The organism is Pantoea sp. Sc1, assembly GCF_000255315.1.
Taxonomy (GTDB): Bacteria; Pseudomonadota; Gammaproteobacteria; order Enterobacterales; family Enterobacteriaceae; genus Pantoea; species Pantoea anthophila.
In genome coordinates this window covers 1-14,805 of sequence record NZ_AJFP01000004.1, presented here as the reverse complement: position 1 = coordinate 14,805, position 14,805 = coordinate 1, and the positions used below count along the sequence as shown (strand labels likewise).

15 protein-coding genes and 2 pseudogenes are annotated in these 14,805 nt (G+C 46.7%); 11 read left to right on the top strand and 6 right to left on the bottom strand.

What is annotated here, in order from left to right; translation table 11 throughout:
- From S7A_RS20455 to S7A_RS20445, 3 genes are read left to right on the top strand one after another with little or no spacing between them, the layout of a single operon-like run.
- On the top strand, positions 1–603 hold the full coding sequence (locus tag S7A_RS20455) for a cysteine hydrolase family protein (protein ID WP_009093284.1): 603 nt from the start codon (positions 1–3) through the stop codon (positions 601–603).
- A 22-nt stretch (positions 604–625) separates the two neighbouring features.
- Complete coding sequence (umuC, locus tag S7A_RS20450) at positions 626–1,744, top strand: translesion error-prone DNA polymerase V subunit UmuC (RefSeq protein WP_083837649.1); 1,119 nt, start codon at positions 626–628, stop codon at positions 1,742–1,744.
- Between the two features lie 39 nt (positions 1,745–1,783).
- Positions 1,784–2,056 (top strand): DNA polymerase III subunit theta, encoded by a 273-nt coding sequence (locus tag S7A_RS20445; RefSeq protein ID WP_009093282.1) that lies wholly within the window; start codon positions 1,784–1,786, stop codon positions 2,054–2,056.
- Here S7A_RS20445 and S7A_RS21755 read toward each other — a convergent pair.
- The 3 genes and pseudogenes from S7A_RS21755 to S7A_RS20435 form a co-directional block, all read right to left on the bottom strand.
- Positions 2,046–2,906 (bottom strand): annotated as a pseudogene (locus S7A_RS21755) (DUF1173 family protein); the annotation flags it as partial. The gene S7A_RS20445 and the pseudogene S7A_RS21755 overlap by 11 nt on opposite strands.
- Before the next feature lie 35 nt (positions 2,907–2,941).
- The gene (locus S7A_RS21750; protein WP_255348914.1) at positions 2,942–3,364 is read right to left on the bottom strand and encodes a DUF1173 family protein; all 423 of its coding nucleotides are present in this window, start codon (positions 3,362–3,364) and stop codon (positions 2,942–2,944) included.
- A gap of 82 nt (positions 3,365–3,446) precedes the next feature.
- Entirely contained in the window at positions 3,447–4,040 is a 594-nt protein-coding gene (locus tag S7A_RS20435; protein ID WP_009093281.1) for a recombinase family protein, read from the bottom strand.
- A 294-nt stretch (positions 4,041–4,334) separates the two neighbouring features.
- On the opposite strand from S7A_RS20435, the gene S7A_RS20430 reads away from it, so the two are divergent.
- From S7A_RS20430 to S7A_RS20420, 3 genes are read left to right on the top strand one after another with little or no spacing between them, the layout of a single operon-like run.
- Complete coding sequence (locus S7A_RS20430) at positions 4,335–4,658, top strand: hypothetical protein (RefSeq protein ID WP_009093280.1); 324 nt, start codon at positions 4,335–4,337, stop codon at positions 4,656–4,658.
- A gap of 5 nt (positions 4,659–4,663) precedes the next feature.
- The gene (locus S7A_RS20425; protein WP_033736924.1) at positions 4,664–5,704 is read left to right on the top strand and encodes a hypothetical protein; all 1,041 of its coding nucleotides are present in this window, start codon (positions 4,664–4,666) and stop codon (positions 5,702–5,704) included.
- A 2-nt stretch (positions 5,705–5,706) separates the two neighbouring features.
- The gene (locus tag S7A_RS20420; RefSeq protein ID WP_033736921.1) at positions 5,707–7,989 is read left to right on the top strand and encodes a hypothetical protein; all 2,283 of its coding nucleotides are present in this window, start codon (positions 5,707–5,709) and stop codon (positions 7,987–7,989) included.
- A 243-nt stretch (positions 7,990–8,232) separates the two neighbouring features.
- On the opposite strand, the gene S7A_RS20415 is transcribed toward S7A_RS20420, so the two are convergent.
- The gene (locus S7A_RS20415; RefSeq protein ID WP_009093279.1) at positions 8,233–8,817 is read right to left on the bottom strand and encodes a DUF2726 domain-containing protein; all 585 of its coding nucleotides are present in this window, start codon (positions 8,815–8,817) and stop codon (positions 8,233–8,235) included.
- 266 nt (positions 8,818–9,083) lie between these two features.
- Here S7A_RS20415 and S7A_RS20410 point away from each other — a divergent pair, with 266 nt between their 5' ends.
- Both S7A_RS20410 and S7A_RS20405 read left to right on the top strand, forming a co-directional pair.
- Positions 9,084–9,767, top strand: a complete 684-nt coding sequence (locus S7A_RS20410; protein ID WP_009093278.1) for a ParA family protein — start codon at positions 9,084–9,086, stop codon at positions 9,765–9,767.
- Positions 9,768–9,823: 56 nt separating this feature from the next.
- Entirely contained in the window at positions 9,824–10,171 is a 348-nt protein-coding gene (locus tag S7A_RS20405; protein ID WP_009093277.1) for a hypothetical protein, read from the top strand.
- Positions 10,172–10,703: 532 nt separating this feature from the next.
- Here the strand turns inward: S7A_RS20405 and umuC (S7A_RS20400) are convergent.
- Together umuC (S7A_RS20400) and umuD are read right to left on the bottom strand one after the other, a co-directional pair.
- Positions 10,704–11,975: pseudogene (gene umuC / locus S7A_RS20400) on the bottom strand (translesion error-prone DNA polymerase V subunit UmuC).
- 1 nt (position 11,976) lies between these two features.
- The gene (umuD, locus tag S7A_RS20390; protein ID WP_009093276.1) at positions 11,977–12,417 is read right to left on the bottom strand and encodes a translesion error-prone DNA polymerase V autoproteolytic subunit; all 441 of its coding nucleotides are present in this window, start codon (positions 12,415–12,417) and stop codon (positions 11,977–11,979) included.
- Between the two features lie 826 nt (positions 12,418–13,243).
- On the opposite strand from umuD, the gene S7A_RS20380 reads away from it, so the two are divergent.
- The 3 genes from S7A_RS20380 to S7A_RS21710 all read left to right on the top strand — a co-directional run.
- Positions 13,244–13,783, top strand: coding sequence for a single-stranded DNA-binding protein (locus S7A_RS20380; RefSeq protein WP_009093273.1), 540 nt, complete (start codon positions 13,244–13,246; stop codon positions 13,781–13,783).
- A 148-nt stretch (positions 13,784–13,931) separates the two neighbouring features.
- Positions 13,932–14,471, top strand: coding sequence for a conjugation system SOS inhibitor PsiB family protein (locus S7A_RS20375; RefSeq protein ID WP_009093272.1), 540 nt, complete (start codon positions 13,932–13,934; stop codon positions 14,469–14,471).
- Positions 14,471–14,805 (top strand): hypothetical protein (locus S7A_RS21710; protein ID WP_009093271.1); only part of this gene is annotated, 335 nt, incomplete at its 3' end. The genes S7A_RS20375 and S7A_RS21710, both read left to right, overlap by 1 nt.

Here is a 14,805-nt window from a genome sequence, read left to right as displayed (position 1 = left end):
ATGTCTGCTATTAACAAATTTGAACCCGTCAGAAGTGTGCTCCTGATAATGGATTATCAGAATCTGATTCTGGAAAATTATCTAAGCGAGAAAACCGCAGCGGACGTACTGGCCAGAACTGCCGCCCTGGCTGATGCAGCTCGTGAGGCAGAGGTTAAGGTGATTTATGTCACAGTTGGCTTTCGCGAGGGACATCCGGAAATCAGCAGCAAAAACGCCCTGTTTTCAGCCATTCGGGAAAACGGGCTTTTAGTAACGGGCGCGACCGAAAGTGCAATCCACCCGGACGTTTCGCCACATCTAGGCGAAACGGTCATCACTAAGCACCGTATTGGCGCCTTTAGCTTTACGGATCTGGATATGATCCTTAAAGCCAACGAAATCCAGACGCTGATAATGGCAGGCCTGACAACGAGCGGCGTAGTGCTCAGCAGCGTCCGACAGGCCTTCGATCTGGATTTCAACCTGATAGTTGCGGCCGACTGCTGTGCAGATGCCGACGGGGACATCCATTCAGTTCTGATCAATAACATACTGCCGCAACATGCTGAAGTGCAGACAGCAGATAAACTGATACAGAGAATGAGTACCGGTAAGAACTGATAGCTGATCGGTTGCCGGTCATCTGGTCATCACTTATAGCAATGTCCGTTATTCGCTCATAGCGGACCTTAAAGCACCGAAAATTTCTATAGATTTTCCATTCCACATAAATGGCGACATGTCCGCCAGAATGATGGCTATCCTGGGGGAAATGGCACCAGGCCAGGAAATTTATTCGATAGATGAAAGCTTTCTGGATGTCTGCGGCATTTCGTCATATATGCCTCTGGAAGACTTTGGCTTGCAGATGCGGAATCGGGTGAAGAAAGAAATTGGACTGACGATCGGCGTTGGTTTTGGCCCCTCAAAGACACTGGCTAAGCTCGCTAATTTTGCAGCTAAAAAATGGACGCGTACAGGTGGTATCGTCGATTTAACCAGTCCGGAGCGCCAGAGAAAATTACTCGCTCTGGTAAGCGTCGATGACATCTGGGGAATCGGTGGCAGACTGAGTAAGCGACTGCATACGATGGGGATTAGTACAGCGCTCCAGCTGGCAGACAGTAACATCAGCATGATTCGGAAAAGTTTCGATGTGATAGTTGAGCGAACGGTTCGCGAACTCAACGGTGAGTCCTGTCTGGCTCTTGAAGATGCCCCGCCGCCAAAGCAGCAGATCGTTGTGAGTCGCAGTTTCGGACAGCGTGTAACCAGTATCGAAGACCTGCAGCAGGCTGTCGTAACGTACGCCACACGTGCCAGTGAAAAGCTCAGAGAACAGGGCTCAAAGTGTCAGCACATCAGTGTGTCAGTCAATACCGGGCGATACGGGAACGAACCGCAGTATGCCAACTCAGCGGCTATGACGTGCGAATATCTAACCAGTGACACTCGGGACATTATCGGCCTGGCATTGCGGGCTCTCGACGCAATATGGCGCGACGGTTACCGGTACGCTAAAGCGGGCGTCACCCTGGGGGATTTTTACCAGTCAGGCGTCGCACAGCTGGACATGTTCAGTCAGCAGCTGCCGCGCGCAAACTCGGATGCGCTAATGTGTGCTGTAGATCAGATAAACCGTTCGGGGCTGGGTAAGGTGTGGTTTGCCGGACAGGGAACAGACAACGTATGGAAAATGAAACGCGAGATGCTTTCACCACGTTACACTACCTGCCTGAGCGAAACTCTGCGAGTAAAATAACGAGTGTGCTCACAGGTGAAATGCAAAAGGAACTAAACAATGACAGAACGCAGCGAGAACAATATAGCCCGGCGATCAGCCGAAGAGCGCGAACGGGTTAATATTGATCTGGCTGCTTCTGGCGTGGCATATAAAGAACGCATGAATATGCCGGTGATGGCTGCTGAAGTTGAACGTCAGCAGCCAGAACAAAGGCGCGAATACCTCCGAGAACGTCTGACTTTCTACAGAAATGCTGCACTACAGTTCCCTCGCGGGAATGATCCTGTGTATGCAAAGCCGGAAGCTGATAAACAGGCTTTTAACCTTTAACCGGAAACGCTGGAATGTTACTTAAGGCATCAGCTTTATGCGCATCCCAGCTCCACCAGTTACCCTCCCCGTATTCTTCACGATAATGCACAAGCTTCGCGGCTTTACGTTCGAGATAATCTGGTGTGTTCATGCCGAACACTTCAAGCGGCACGATCTCCCGGCCAGGCACGTCTTTCAGCAGGAAATCAGGAAACACGTCTGCCTCACCGTCATAACGCAGAGGCTTGATGAACTGACGTTTTTCCTGCCAGAGCTTTTCCTCAATGACGCCTTCCCATGACGAATCGAGAGGAATAAATCTGGAGCTGACTGTCATCAGCGCCGCATCGATGACTGTACAGGTGTTGTATGGAACAGCCTTGCCGTCACGCTGCCTGAATTTTTTTACGGGCGGATCGGTTTCAGCTATCAGCATAACTTTTTGCCCGCGGCGCCAGTCGCCCAGCTCGCGAGAAAAGCTCCGGTTAAGCCGGCTGATTAAATCTGCCGGCACATCAAGAGACGGAAAGCCTGCTGCCTCAGCGAGCGGAAGCGTCCCGTTCAGGCAGCCCTCTTCCTCAGTTTTGCATGGCTTCAGGCTGGTAATCATTATGAGACGCTTGTTTGACGCAGCTGCCGCATCAATCGTTGCCCAGTTGTTCCTGATCTCCTGCGTGCCTGGTCGCGCCATGATGACCAGAACAGATTTCAGAAGGGTTTTTCCAATGCTGATTTTTTCTGAAACCTGCTTCAGGCGCCATGCAGCCCAGGCATTATCGCGTATACGCTTGTCAAAATTAGGATGCCAGTGATTAATTTCAGCCTGTTCCCACATGAAGTGAAGCAGGCCAAGAAGACGCATAGCTGGTTGTCGCTTGCGTTTTCCTTCTGCTCTTGTACCTGTTAGCTGCCCCGTTGCATCGCGCTCGGTAGCCTCTTTTTTTGTAGCCCGGTAGGTAACTTGATACGGAAATGACCAGGAGAGACGGCCTTAACCACGTCTGAGGTGTAAATCTCACCCTGCTTTTCATCTGCCCATACAGAATAGAAACGACAGTCAGATGCGTGCTCTGAACCACTGTAAGACCAGCGAGCCAGCCAGTAATTATCATGCGTGGAGGAATAGCAGGCTTTAAGGCGGCGACGGTTTTCGCCTTCGCCGTCCTTCATGCACTGGCAGGTAATCAGAGTCGTCGCTTTGTTCTGTCGCGCAAATCGGATGTAGTGTTTGAATGTCTCTGCCTGATCCTTCTGAAATGCAGCATCACACTCCACAGTTTTTACCTGACCAGTAAAGCAGATAGGATATGTTTTAATTTCTGACATCGTCGCGTCCTCTCTGAATCATGGCGCGGCTAAGAGTATTCCCGGAGTCTGTTTGCCTGCCATTTCTGTATTGAATCCTGTTTTATGTCCCTTCTTCGCCTGGGCGCGCTGCTTTAATCCTGAGTATGGTCTGACGGGTCGTCTCAAACTCACGAGCAATTGCACTGATGCTGGCTCCTTCATCAATTCGTGAGAGCACAGCCTGCTTTTGTTCCTCATTAAGCGCAGGAGGACGGCCAAAACGTTTGCCGGAAGCTTTTGCCCTGGCAATACCGGCATGAGTTCGCTCAATCAGCAGATCACGTTCAAACTCAGCGACAGCTGAGATCACCTGCATCGTCATTTTGCCTGCCGGGCTGGTCAGGTCTACACCGCCAAGTGCGAGGCAATGTACGCGTATTTCCGATGCTGCAAGTAGCTCGACTGTTTGCCTGATATCCATTGCATTACGGCCGAGACGATCGAGCTTTGTGACAATCAGGACGTCACCATTTTCCATCCTGTCGAGGAGTCGCATAAACCCAGGACGTTCTGCAGCTGCAACCGAACCGCTGACGTATTCCTCAATCAGCCGCCGTGGCTGAATAGCAAAACCAGCAGCCTCAATTTCGCGCCGCTGGTTTTCAGTATTCTGTTCCAGGGTTGATACCCTGCAGTAGGCAAAAACTCGTGACATAGCGTTATTACATGTACTAAAAGGGTGTACTAATTATAACGCATGTACTAAACAAAAAACACTTACTTTCGTACACTACTTGCAAGATATGTCCGAAATCGACCGTTTTAATACAGGTAAATTGATTAAATAACTAGTTGAAAATATAACATCTGAAACTAATAGCACGTTATCAGTTTACTAATTCTGTTGCATTCGTCTTAAAAACAGATTGAAAGTGGTTAGGATTAGTCTTAGGTTATCTTGTGACAAAGTGCATCTGACATAGTTCTAACTAATCATAAGGTAATGAGAATGGAACCTATCACTACAGCAATCTTAGCTAGAGGCATTTATGAGCTTCTACAGTCAGGAATTACTTGGTCTAAAGATGCTTTAAAGGAAAGGCTGCAAACGATTATTGCGAATGAAGTAAAGGCTGAACTACTTGCGCAAAATTTACAGAGTTTAGACGTAAATAAAGATATGAGTGAAAGTGCTATAGAAAAGAAAATAGCCGTTAGTTCAGAAGTAACCGAAATTTTAAAAACAGTTACAGATAAAGATATAGTATCTATAAATCAACATCACACTGGTTCTGGCGACAACGTTGGCCGAGATAAAATAATTAAAGGGTAATTAAAATGTCAGATGTCACTTTATCACATACAGGTAGTGGCGATAATGTTGCAAGGGATAAAATTACAAACTTTGAGACATACGTAACTTTTATCAGTAAAACAGTCCCTGAAAACTTGCAAACACCAGTAAAAGAGGTGCTGAAGAAAATAACAAATAGAGAATTTTCAAAAGCACGAGAGAATATTGAACTGATTTCGGGGTTTGATAATAATAACTCTGAAGTCAAAGAGTTGCTTCAATTATTAAAAATAAAATGTGATATAAGTGAGCACCAAAAGGAGGATATTGATTTAGGTGAAATGCAGGAAGTTTTTGGAGCATCTAAAAATGAAATGATTAAAGATTTGGCATTGTCTTTGATATATAAAGGTGAAGTTGTTAAGCACGGTAAGGATATAGCTTTAAAAAGGTATGAGGCAACCAGTTCGCTTGGTCCATATAGTCGTTCTGCAGCTTTTCAACTGTTTGAGGATAAGGTTTTTTTATTGGGTGTTTATGAGAATAAATTATTTACTTTAATAGAAGAGGAACTCATTGGTCTAATAAATGGCCTTTTTAGAGAGGAATGTTATCAAGAAGCATTTTTAGCTGCAGAATATTTATGTAGGATACATGATAACGATAATTCTAAAACAATCTTACTTTTTTCTAGAGCATATAAGCTCAACTCATCACTTAACAAGGATTACTGGCTCTTAGGACAAAATGAAAAAGACGATGTCATACATTTAATAAATGAAGTTGTTAATGTATTTAGTGGCAATAATGATGCGGACGTAAGGTTATTCAATATTGTAATACCAAGCCTTATGTATGTTAAGTCACACAATAAAGAATTAGAAGATATTTGCTTAAAAAATATTGAAAGAGTAGATGATTTTAACAAGTTTTTTGCTGATGACCTGCGCTTACGCAATAGAAAAGAAGACTTGGGAGATGATCACCCTGTTAAAAAAATTGAAAAAGCAGAAGAAAACCATTCATACAAGAATTCGTTAATAAATGCTTTGATTGCAAAAAAAAGGTCGATTACAACGAAATAAGAATGGCTCGGAAGTTAATGTCATTTGCAGAATTTGAATCTTGGATCAAAGAAGGGGTGAGAATTGATGGTGAATTTACTAGTTTAGGTGAGAAGCTAAATGAGATATTTGTTTCTATAGCAATAGAAGATAGAGACTCTATAAAAGAAAAACTTTTAAAAGTATATAAGGATGAAAGTGAATCACTTTCTGATGTTAGCTCTGAATTTATAGATATGCTTGCTCGATCTATGCAAGACATTGATTTAATTAATGAATCATGTGATTTGCTTCTTGCTTACTTGGGCGATTTAACTAACTTATGGTGCTCGCCAATTGTAGAGTTAACACTATACTCCTTATATAAAGCAGCGCGATACAAAGATTTACTAGACCTGTCTTTGAGAGTAAATGATAAAGATAGGACAAGTGATTTTGATAATCTGGTCATTCATACCCATTTATTCCATGGTGCTCCAGATGAGGCATTTGAACTAATAAAAAATTACAGGTATAAAAACAATCTTGAATTTTTGCGTTTAAAGCTTTCAGCTTTTATAAAGCTTGGCAAGCAAGAATGCATTGATGAAGAAGTTAAAAAATTTGACTATTCACTGTTCGAGTCACCACTGCCTATAATGAAAAACATTGTTGCATTGCTTATTCATTGCAATAAAGTCGATGTCGTTGAGAAAGTGATTTTGAATTGGTTTATTGCAGCCCCGCAAGATAATTACCTCTATATATCAGATGCTTGCTTAACTTTAATTATTAATGATAAAAAAGTAGACTTTAACCCATCCTATAATATTAACGGTATTTCTCATGCTGTTACGTATAAAGATGGAGAAAAACGGTTAACCAAATTAATTTCTTCAGAAAAGCGTTTCCAAAATCCATATATTTTGAATCCAGATTCAATTTTGTCTGCTAGCTTAATGAATGCTAAGGTAGGAGATGAGATTGTTGTTGGGATGAAAAGAATTATAGTTGAAGAAGTTTTGCCACCCTATGTCGCTATACACAGGCTTTCTATTTCCTTTAGAGATCAATTTAACGATGGGTCTGATATTTTTCATTCCTTTAGCGCATCTAATAATCCCGAAGAATTAATGATGCAAATTAAACAGTGTTTATCTTTAAGTCGTTCAAATGCACAAGAGTTACAATCTATTGTAAGCAATGACTTCGCACCATTATGTTTGAGAATGAATCTGATTAATAAATCAGATCCTATTAAAGCTGCATTTAATTTGATGTTTAACAAAACTGCTCATATGAAAGGCTTTATAGATTTTGGTGACGAGAGCACTGATGAGTTATGTACTGATCTAATCACAATAATGTATCTTTGCCTTACGTCTCTATCTAAGTACTTCATCAAAAAGGGCACTAAGCTATTTGCTATTAATGAAGATATAGAAATCCTAACTGAATGGCTGGAAAAAATTGATACTGATAACTTCATTTCGATGGGGGAATCTGACTCTGGTGATGTTTTTATCAATACAGCTGAAGATATTAAAAAAACGCTGGCCATCTTTTTAAAAAATCTTAGGGAGATACTGCCTGTATTATCTCCACTTAGAATAGTTCCTGATAACTATAGCCAGGAAGTCAATTCTCTTGCGGAAAATTTAGGCAGTAATTTTTCCAAACAGATTTATGCTTTTAAAAACAACGGATATCCATATTTTTCTATAGATTCACAGGTCTGTTTATTAATAAAAAGTCTTCTTCCTATCAATTTATCAAATGTAAGTAAAATTCTCCATGAAGCTAGGGAAGAAGTATCATTCGTTGAGAGATTAGAAGGTTTATTAATTCATATACACGGAACTATACCTTACCCATTAATGGTCGATGATTTTTTTAATTTGTCTCTTTCAAACAAAGATAATGATAGCTTCCATATATCATGTCTTATTAAAAGGTATGCTGGAAATTTCAATAATAATATTAAGATCAATTATTTTATGTCTCTTATAATTGCTCATTGCCATGATAAAGCTACCAATGGTTGGCATTATAACGATTTAATATATGTAAATCAGCCCTTTGGACCTCGCATTGATAGGGTTTTTAATTCAGCATGTATTGCAGTCTGTTCTAGCAAAAATGATGAAGACAGAGAAAGCAAGCTAGCTAAGTTTTTTTCAGTTCTGCTAAGCTACGGTCTTCATAACGAATCTTTTGCTAGATTGATGAGTCAGTTGGCATATCAGTACTCTTTAGGTAACTTCTTAAATATAAGTAAAATTAGAAGCGTCGTTATGGATGTTTTTTCCGGTAAAACCAAAGTTTAGTACATTGGAAGTTTACTATTTTAGATATAGTAGCTTAATAGCTTGAATTCTACTTTTATCGCTTGTGATAGCTATCAGCCTCTACTTCGCAGAGGCTGATAGCTGTACACCCGAGGCCTGGAACTAGGTTTTTCACATGATGCAGCAACGTATGCTGTATTATGAAATGAAACACCACAGTAGGGAGCTGCGGCGCGTGATTGATGAAAAGAAGAGACGGCTTAACTGGTGGTGCCACTGACGCTAAGCGGCTCTTACATGCAAATGGTCACTGATGGCTTTAATATCAGCATCTGTATAGCTGGAAGATAATTCTATAAAGGCTATCCCCGCATTACTGCATGCCTCACGCTTGACCGCGTCACGTACGATGGCGTCGTCCTTGAAGTGGCCACTGCCATGATACTCAACGACGGCTATCGGCTGCCCTGACCAGTCTATGATCACGAAATCTGCCCGCTTGCTGTTAATTGCCAGGTAAGCCTGCTGGTCATTTGAGCCAAGAATCTCACCGAGTGATACCTGAGAAAATACGCGGTAGCCACGGTGTGACGCTGAAAGCAGCTTTTCAAGCCTGCAGAATACACCGTACTCACTTTTATTCATCAGGGGGCGTTTATAAAATTCGTTGCTCCTGACCGTAACCAGCTGTCGCTCTGCTACTGATTGCTCCCTGACCACCTCCGGAGCGCGGTCATAACTTTCACGCTTCTGTGGCTGTTGATCTGTTTTGCGTCTGTATACGTTCCCCTTCCTTTTACGTTTTCCACCTGAGATCAAGTAAACGACCACAGCGATAGCAATCAAAAACCAGAAAAACATATCCATATATCTTCTCCAAAAACTAAAAGGAGCGCAGTTATCTTGCTGAGATAACGCCGCCCATAAAACCCGATTGTACCCCTCCCCTGCCCTGCTTCGAAGAGCAATGCTAATGAATATGCTTATTTAGTCGTGTACATCCAATACACCTTTTAAGTACTAAAAATGTACATTTTTAGTATTTTGGAAGTATTATTTATTGTGCTATGGCAGGTGTACTGATAAGGTGCTTAACAAATACTGAAAATGTACATTTTAAGGATGGAGAAGGTATGAATAACGCATCAAATCCATACGCGGGAAAAGTTGTGGCTGTAGCGATCAAAAAGGGTGGTACGGGCAAATCGCTTATCAGTCTGAACATAGCTCCTGAGCTTAAGCCTGATACTTTTTACGACACGGACCCTACTCCGGCCGTGACAACGTTCAATGGCTTCCGCGATGAGAATATTCGGTGGAATGTAGTCCGCCTCACCGACGACATGGAAAATGTCGTGGACCGCTTTATCGCCGATGTTCTGGAAGCTAAAGAGAAGGGGCAGACCGTACTGGTTGACTGCGGTGGTTTTGACTCCTCGATTACCCGTGCTGCTGTAGCACTGGCTGATCTCATTATTTCTCCGCTGAAGGATGACCCATCCGATATTCTGGGCCTTCACGAATTCAGTAAGGTGCTGGATGAAATTTCGGCGGAACTGGGTGAGAAAAAGATTGCCCATGTGGTGATGAATAAGGTCCCGCCAAATCGACGCAATTATAGCGACATCGATAACTACATTGCCCAGTTCGACAATCTCGTCCGGATGGAGACGGCTATACCAATGGATAAAGCTGCACCGCAGCAGTTTGGTCAGGGCATGGGGGTTGTTGAGCACATGACAACACGCTACAGCAATGTAGGTAACGCTATGCGCTCGCTCTTTTTAGATATGCGAAACGCTATAGAAAAGGTATGATTAAGATATTCAATGAGTATTAAAAATGTACTTTTTAAATATGAATGGTGTATCTGATGGCTAATCCTAAATCAGCAATGTTCGAACGCATTTCACAGCTCTCAAAAAACGCACCTTTGCACGAAGCAGGGAGTTCTGCACCTGCTGAACAACAGCCTGTGGCGGCCGAAGCCGTCAGACCTGCAGAACCAGAGAAGCAGGCTGAAAACGAACCATCCGGCCCACGCCGGAAAGCGAAAGCTGTGCGCAGAGCCAAAAATGTTCAAATTCCCGAAGACCTCTGGGACGCATATGACTCACTAAAAGAGCGTAACGTCACATCCCTGTTGATGACGCCTTACATACTTGAAGCATTTCGCGAAAAGCTTGCGCGCGATGGCGCGTTTGATAGTAAGAAAGACTGAATGTAGCAGGTCATTACCTGAACAGTCATTAGCACTCAGACGATATTCTATAAATACATTTAATGTACATTTTAAGTATTTTATGTGTTCTTTATAAGTATCTCTGTAAGGGGGGGATGAGTATGTCCAGCCTGAGTAATTTAAACATCAATGTGCTTTGCTGATACTGAATAGAGAGGACGCAAATCACTCAGTTAGAAGAGATGTACATGACGTTCAGGAACGGTGACCCGGTAATCACAGTTACACAGAGCGTAAACAGGCTTAAAGGAAATGTACGCAGAAAGCGGCCTGCGTTCGAAGAGTGGCAGCAGTAACTTAACGCCGGTGACAGTTTGCCGCGCGGTCGCTATTTCACTGGAAAAAAAATAGGCCTTGTAATGCTTTTTATTGATGAATTCCACCTGGCAAACTCACTCTCGTAAGAGAAAAGGGCAGCAAAATTTTTAGCTGCCCTGACCTAAGTTTCTGATACAACTTTAATGCGCGAAAGGTATTTAATATGTACATATTAAATACTTAACAAATACCTTTAGCATACCTTTGCTACTGGTAGCTCCTTCCAGTTCGTTGTCCAGGCTTTACTCAGCATCTCCCGCTTCATCTTCCAGTCAGGGTCGATACCTTTACCCGCAAAGCCTATGCTGTAGCGCCCGGAGCGATTCATTGAATCCATCAGGCTCATCAGTGCTTCACTGCCAGCGCGCGGCGCTTCATCGTCAAACAAGTTGAGCTGGGCCACGCCGTTCGGCCGCAGCTCACTCAGCATGATGCCGGCTTTCGCATAGCGAAAACCCGGGCGCCAGATCGCGTCCAGGGATTTCACCGCTGCCTCAATGATGTTGCGCGTGTCCTGCGTGCCAACGCGGAGTTTCACAAATGCCGTGTTGCCGTAGCCAGGCTGTCCGGTGTCGAAAGGGGAGGTGCGGATAAAAACGGAGATGTGGTGGCAGAACTGGCGATCCTCACGAAGCTTTTCTGCAACGCGTTCAGCATACGTGCAAACTGACTGTCGCATAGCGTCATATTCCGTGATGCGCTCGCCGAAGCTGCGGCTCACGACAATCTGCTGTTTGGGAGGTGGCGCATCCTCCATCGGGATGCAGGATTCGCCGTTAAGCTCGCGTACCGTGCGCTCAAGTACCACACCGAAATTCTTACGGATGAAAGAAGGGGAGCTGCGTGCCAGATCGAGCGCCGTTGTCACGCCGAGCAGTTGCAGGCGTTTTTCAAGCCGGGACCCCACGCCCCAGAGTTCACCCACGGGCTGACGCGACAGCAGTGTTTCGGTCCGCCTCGCATTCCCAGTCGTGAGCGCCAGCACCCCGCCAAACTGGGGCCACTCCTTTCCGGCCCACTGTGCCGACTTCGCCAGGGTCTTCGTTGGCCCAAGTCCGACGCCAACGGTCAGGCCTGTACAGGCCCTGACGTGCGACCGGATCATGCGGCCAAAATCCTCATATGGCATAGCCATTTCCATACCCGTGCAGTTACAAAACCCTTCATCAACCGAATACACCTCCAGACGCGGCACCATCTCCTCGATGCAGGACATTACCCGCGTGCTCATTGAATGGTACAAAGCATAGTTACTTGAAAAAATATGAATCTTTTCAGGGAAATGCTGATTCTTTATCTTGAACCACGGGTCGCCCATTTTTACATACTTTTTGGCTTCCTTACTGCGCGCGATAACTCAGCCATCGTTATTCGACAGGATGGCCACCGGCGCATATTTCAGGTCGGGCCGGAATACCTTCTCCGCGCTGGCGTAAAAGCTGTTTACGTCAATCAGGCCAAACATGTCAGTTCCTTTTGCGAGGGGTATGCACGAAGTGCACCACGACGCCGAAGATCTCAAGCGTGTCCGGGTCCGGAATGATAACGGGATAAGCGGGATTCATTGGCTGCAGAACGGGCCCCTTCGGCGTAAGCAAAAGGCGCTTTACCGTGAACTCGCCGTAAAGCTCGGCGATAACCACGTCGTTGTGCTCTGGCGTCAGGGAGCGATCGACGATAAGCAGGTCGCCGTCATAGAGGCCGACGTCCTGCATGCTGTTGCCCTGCGCGCGCAGGAAAAAGGTGCTTGCCCTGTGGGCTATAAGATATTCGTTTAAATCAAGCTCCTGCTCCGCATAGTCCTGACAGGGTGAGGGAAACCCGCAGGGCACACGTTCCAGGAAAAGAGGCCTGAAGCTGGGCGGCGGATTGTCCGCCGGGTGCATCAACTCAAAGGCATTGAACATAGTAAAATCCCTGTTAAAGCGCTGTATGTATTTACAGTGGTATTATCTGGCTTACTGGCCTGCGCAAGACACGGAAAATCGCCATTGCGCGGGAATAAAAGAAGGCCATTGATTTATATATGTTTATAGTAAAACGAATGGTTGATATTTAACCACGCAGGAGGAGGCATTAGCTGGCAAGGCCTGCAGCTGATTATCCACAGATTTATGCGCCAGCTTTGCAGGACAGATGTGGATAAGGGCCCCTTCGGCTCCCCGGCGTTGCCGTGTCGTCAAGCCTTACTGCGCTAACCGGCAGAGCCGGTGAGCTCCGCCGAATCCCTTCAGGTTTCGGGCCTGACGGCCACGTCTGGCCACCTAACAGCCTAAAAAAAACAGCAGGGCCACAGCCGGTCCTGCAGCCAGCCCGTGGGCTGGCGCGAACCGCGTCGGCACAGATCCGCCGCCGCTCTTAGGCGCAACGCCGTTTCGCTGCCACTCAGCCGCCGTTGCCGCTGCATCGTGCTGTTCTTTTCCGCCGGACTTCACCGGTTTAAGTCCTTTCGCCGGGGCTGAGACAAGCACTGGCGCCGTGGTCCTCCAGGGTGAAGTGAACGCCGTGAAAATTTATTTCCGGCCACTGCGTTAGACCAGAAATAAATTTCCCCGTCGCCCTGGACGCCTGCCGTCACCCGCGCTGGTTTACGCCCACGCGGCGAAGGATTTCAAACGGGTGAAGTGAATACCGGATAAAAAAACCAGCCGATTTCCACAAAACGTCAACACCGCGGCTCCCGAAACTCAACGGGTGACGTGTTTAAAACCCAACTGCATGAGGAGAACGAACATGGCTTCACGAGGCGTCAACAAGGTCATCCTGGTCGGCAACCTGGGGCAGGACCCGGAGGTGCGCTACATGCCGAACGGCGGCGCGGTCGCAAACATCACGCTGGCCACGTCTGAAAGCTGGCGCGATAAGCAGACCGGTGAGAACAAAGAGGTAACAGAGTGGCACCGCGTGGTGCTGTTCGGAAAGCTCGCAGAGGTAGCGGGGGAGTACCTGCGTAAGGGCTCGCAGGTTTATATCGAGGGTCAGCTGCGCACGCGTAAATGGCAGGGCTCAGATGGGCAGGATAAGTACATCACCGAAGTCGTGGTGAACGTTGGCGGCACCATGCAGATGCTGGGCGGGCGTGGGGGCAACACTGGCGCACAGACCGGGCAGCAGTTCAGCGGCGAGCAGAGCAGTCAGCCTCAGCAGCCGCCTGCAGCGTCAGGTAACGGTGGCAAAGGCGGTCGCAGCGCGGCTCAGCTGCAGCCGGAGCCCCAGGCACCGCCGCAGGGTAATTATCCGCCGACAGATTTTGACGATGACATCCCGTTCTGAATGACGCGGCTTTGCTCACGTGAGGCTGCGACAGAGGTGAAAACAGAAGGGGACAAAGCAGGAAGGCGGCCGTAATGGCCGGAATAGTTGCCCTGGCGGAGCTGTAACTCCGCGCAGGGCATGACAATCAAATTATGAGGAATCCGATATGTCAGCGACTCAGTCTAAAGAAAAAATTCGTAACGGCAAGTCTTCCACGTATTACGGTCGACGTCGTGGCGGCTACCGCAGCTGCTGCGGCTGCGAACTGACACGCGATGAGAGCGTGACACTGCAACGTCTTAAGACGTTCACGCCGGGCGACTTTGAGGCCTACAGCGCGCGCGGCGAGGAGTTTCGCCGGCGGCTGTGCGGCACCGTGCTCAACGCCCTGCATCTCAGTAAAGCCTGGCTTACCGACTGCGAATGCCGGGGAGAGTGGGGCGGGGTGTTCCCGGTTCATCTCCGCCTGACGCATCGAAAAAATCCGCTCGTCACACTCGACATCCTGAGCCCGGGCAGGGAGTCTCCTTTCTGGCACGGGCTTATCTGGATAAATCCCGATCACACCGGGCTGTACGTTCTTAACACCGAACAGTTTGAGCCGGAAACCATCGGCCAGCTGCTGACGCGCGTTGAAAATATGGTCTCTGCGGGCATTACGCCCGCGGAAATCGTGGCGGTACTGGGCAGAAAAGGAGCGCGCTGATGAATACAGTCATGATGATGCCGGCAGTGGCGCCACGTTTTCATGCGCAGCGGCAGAAGGCTTGCAGACTGCACAATATAGCTCCATGCCCTGCAGAGGTTTCAGCACCGGCAGGGAAGACACTGACAAAGAGCAGGGCAGGTGTGCCGGTGCCCATATTGCACAGCCTGACTGTGATCACCGGGCGGCCCGTTTGTACGGCTTCAGAACGAACGCCGCAGGCGATGATGTATCTGGCTGAAGCACAGGAAAAACTCATCTGTGAGGCCGAAACGGCGCTGGCCAGCCAGTCTGTTCGCACATACCGGCAATGGTACTCGTACTGGCGACGCCG

Excerpts from the sequence above, each read along its gene's own strand:
- S7A_RS20405 (WP_009093277.1), top strand. The coding sequence starts at position 9,824 with ATGGCTAATCCTAAATCAGCAATGTTCGAACGCATTTCACAGCTCTCA.
- S7A_RS20455 (WP_009093284.1), top strand. The coding sequence starts at position 1 with ATGTCTGCTATTAACAAATTTGAACCCGTCAGAAGTGTGCTCCTGATA.
- S7A_RS20410 (WP_009093278.1), top strand. The coding sequence starts at position 9,084 with ATGAATAACGCATCAAATCCATACGCGGGAAAAGTTGTGGCTGTAGCG.
- S7A_RS20380 (WP_009093273.1), top strand. The coding sequence starts at position 13,244 with ATGGCTTCACGAGGCGTCAACAAGGTCATCCTGGTCGGCAACCTGGGG.
- S7A_RS20445 (WP_009093282.1), top strand. The coding sequence starts at position 1,784 with ATGACAGAACGCAGCGAGAACAATATAGCCCGGCGATCAGCCGAAGAG.
- S7A_RS20425 (WP_033736924.1), top strand. The coding sequence starts at position 4,664 with ATGTCAGATGTCACTTTATCACATACAGGTAGTGGCGATAATGTTGCA.
- S7A_RS20375 (WP_009093272.1), top strand. The coding sequence starts at position 13,932 with ATGTCAGCGACTCAGTCTAAAGAAAAAATTCGTAACGGCAAGTCTTCC.
- S7A_RS20435 (WP_009093281.1), bottom strand. The coding sequence starts at position 4,040 with ATGTCACGAGTTTTTGCCTACTGCAGGGTATCAACCCTGGAACAGAAT.
- S7A_RS20415 (WP_009093279.1), bottom strand. The coding sequence starts at position 8,817 with ATGGATATGTTTTTCTGGTTTTTGATTGCTATCGCTGTGGTCGTTTAC.
- S7A_RS20420 (WP_033736921.1), top strand. The coding sequence starts at position 5,707 with ATGGCTCGGAAGTTAATGTCATTTGCAGAATTTGAATCTTGGATCAAA.
- S7A_RS20430 (WP_009093280.1), top strand. The coding sequence starts at position 4,335 with ATGGAACCTATCACTACAGCAATCTTAGCTAGAGGCATTTATGAGCTT.
- S7A_RS21750 (WP_255348914.1), bottom strand. The coding sequence starts at position 3,364 with ATGTCAGAAATTAAAACATATCCTATCTGCTTTACTGGTCAGGTAAAA.
- umuD (WP_009093276.1), bottom strand. The coding sequence starts at position 12,417 with ATGTTCAATGCCTTTGAGTTGATGCACCCGGCGGACAATCCGCCGCCC.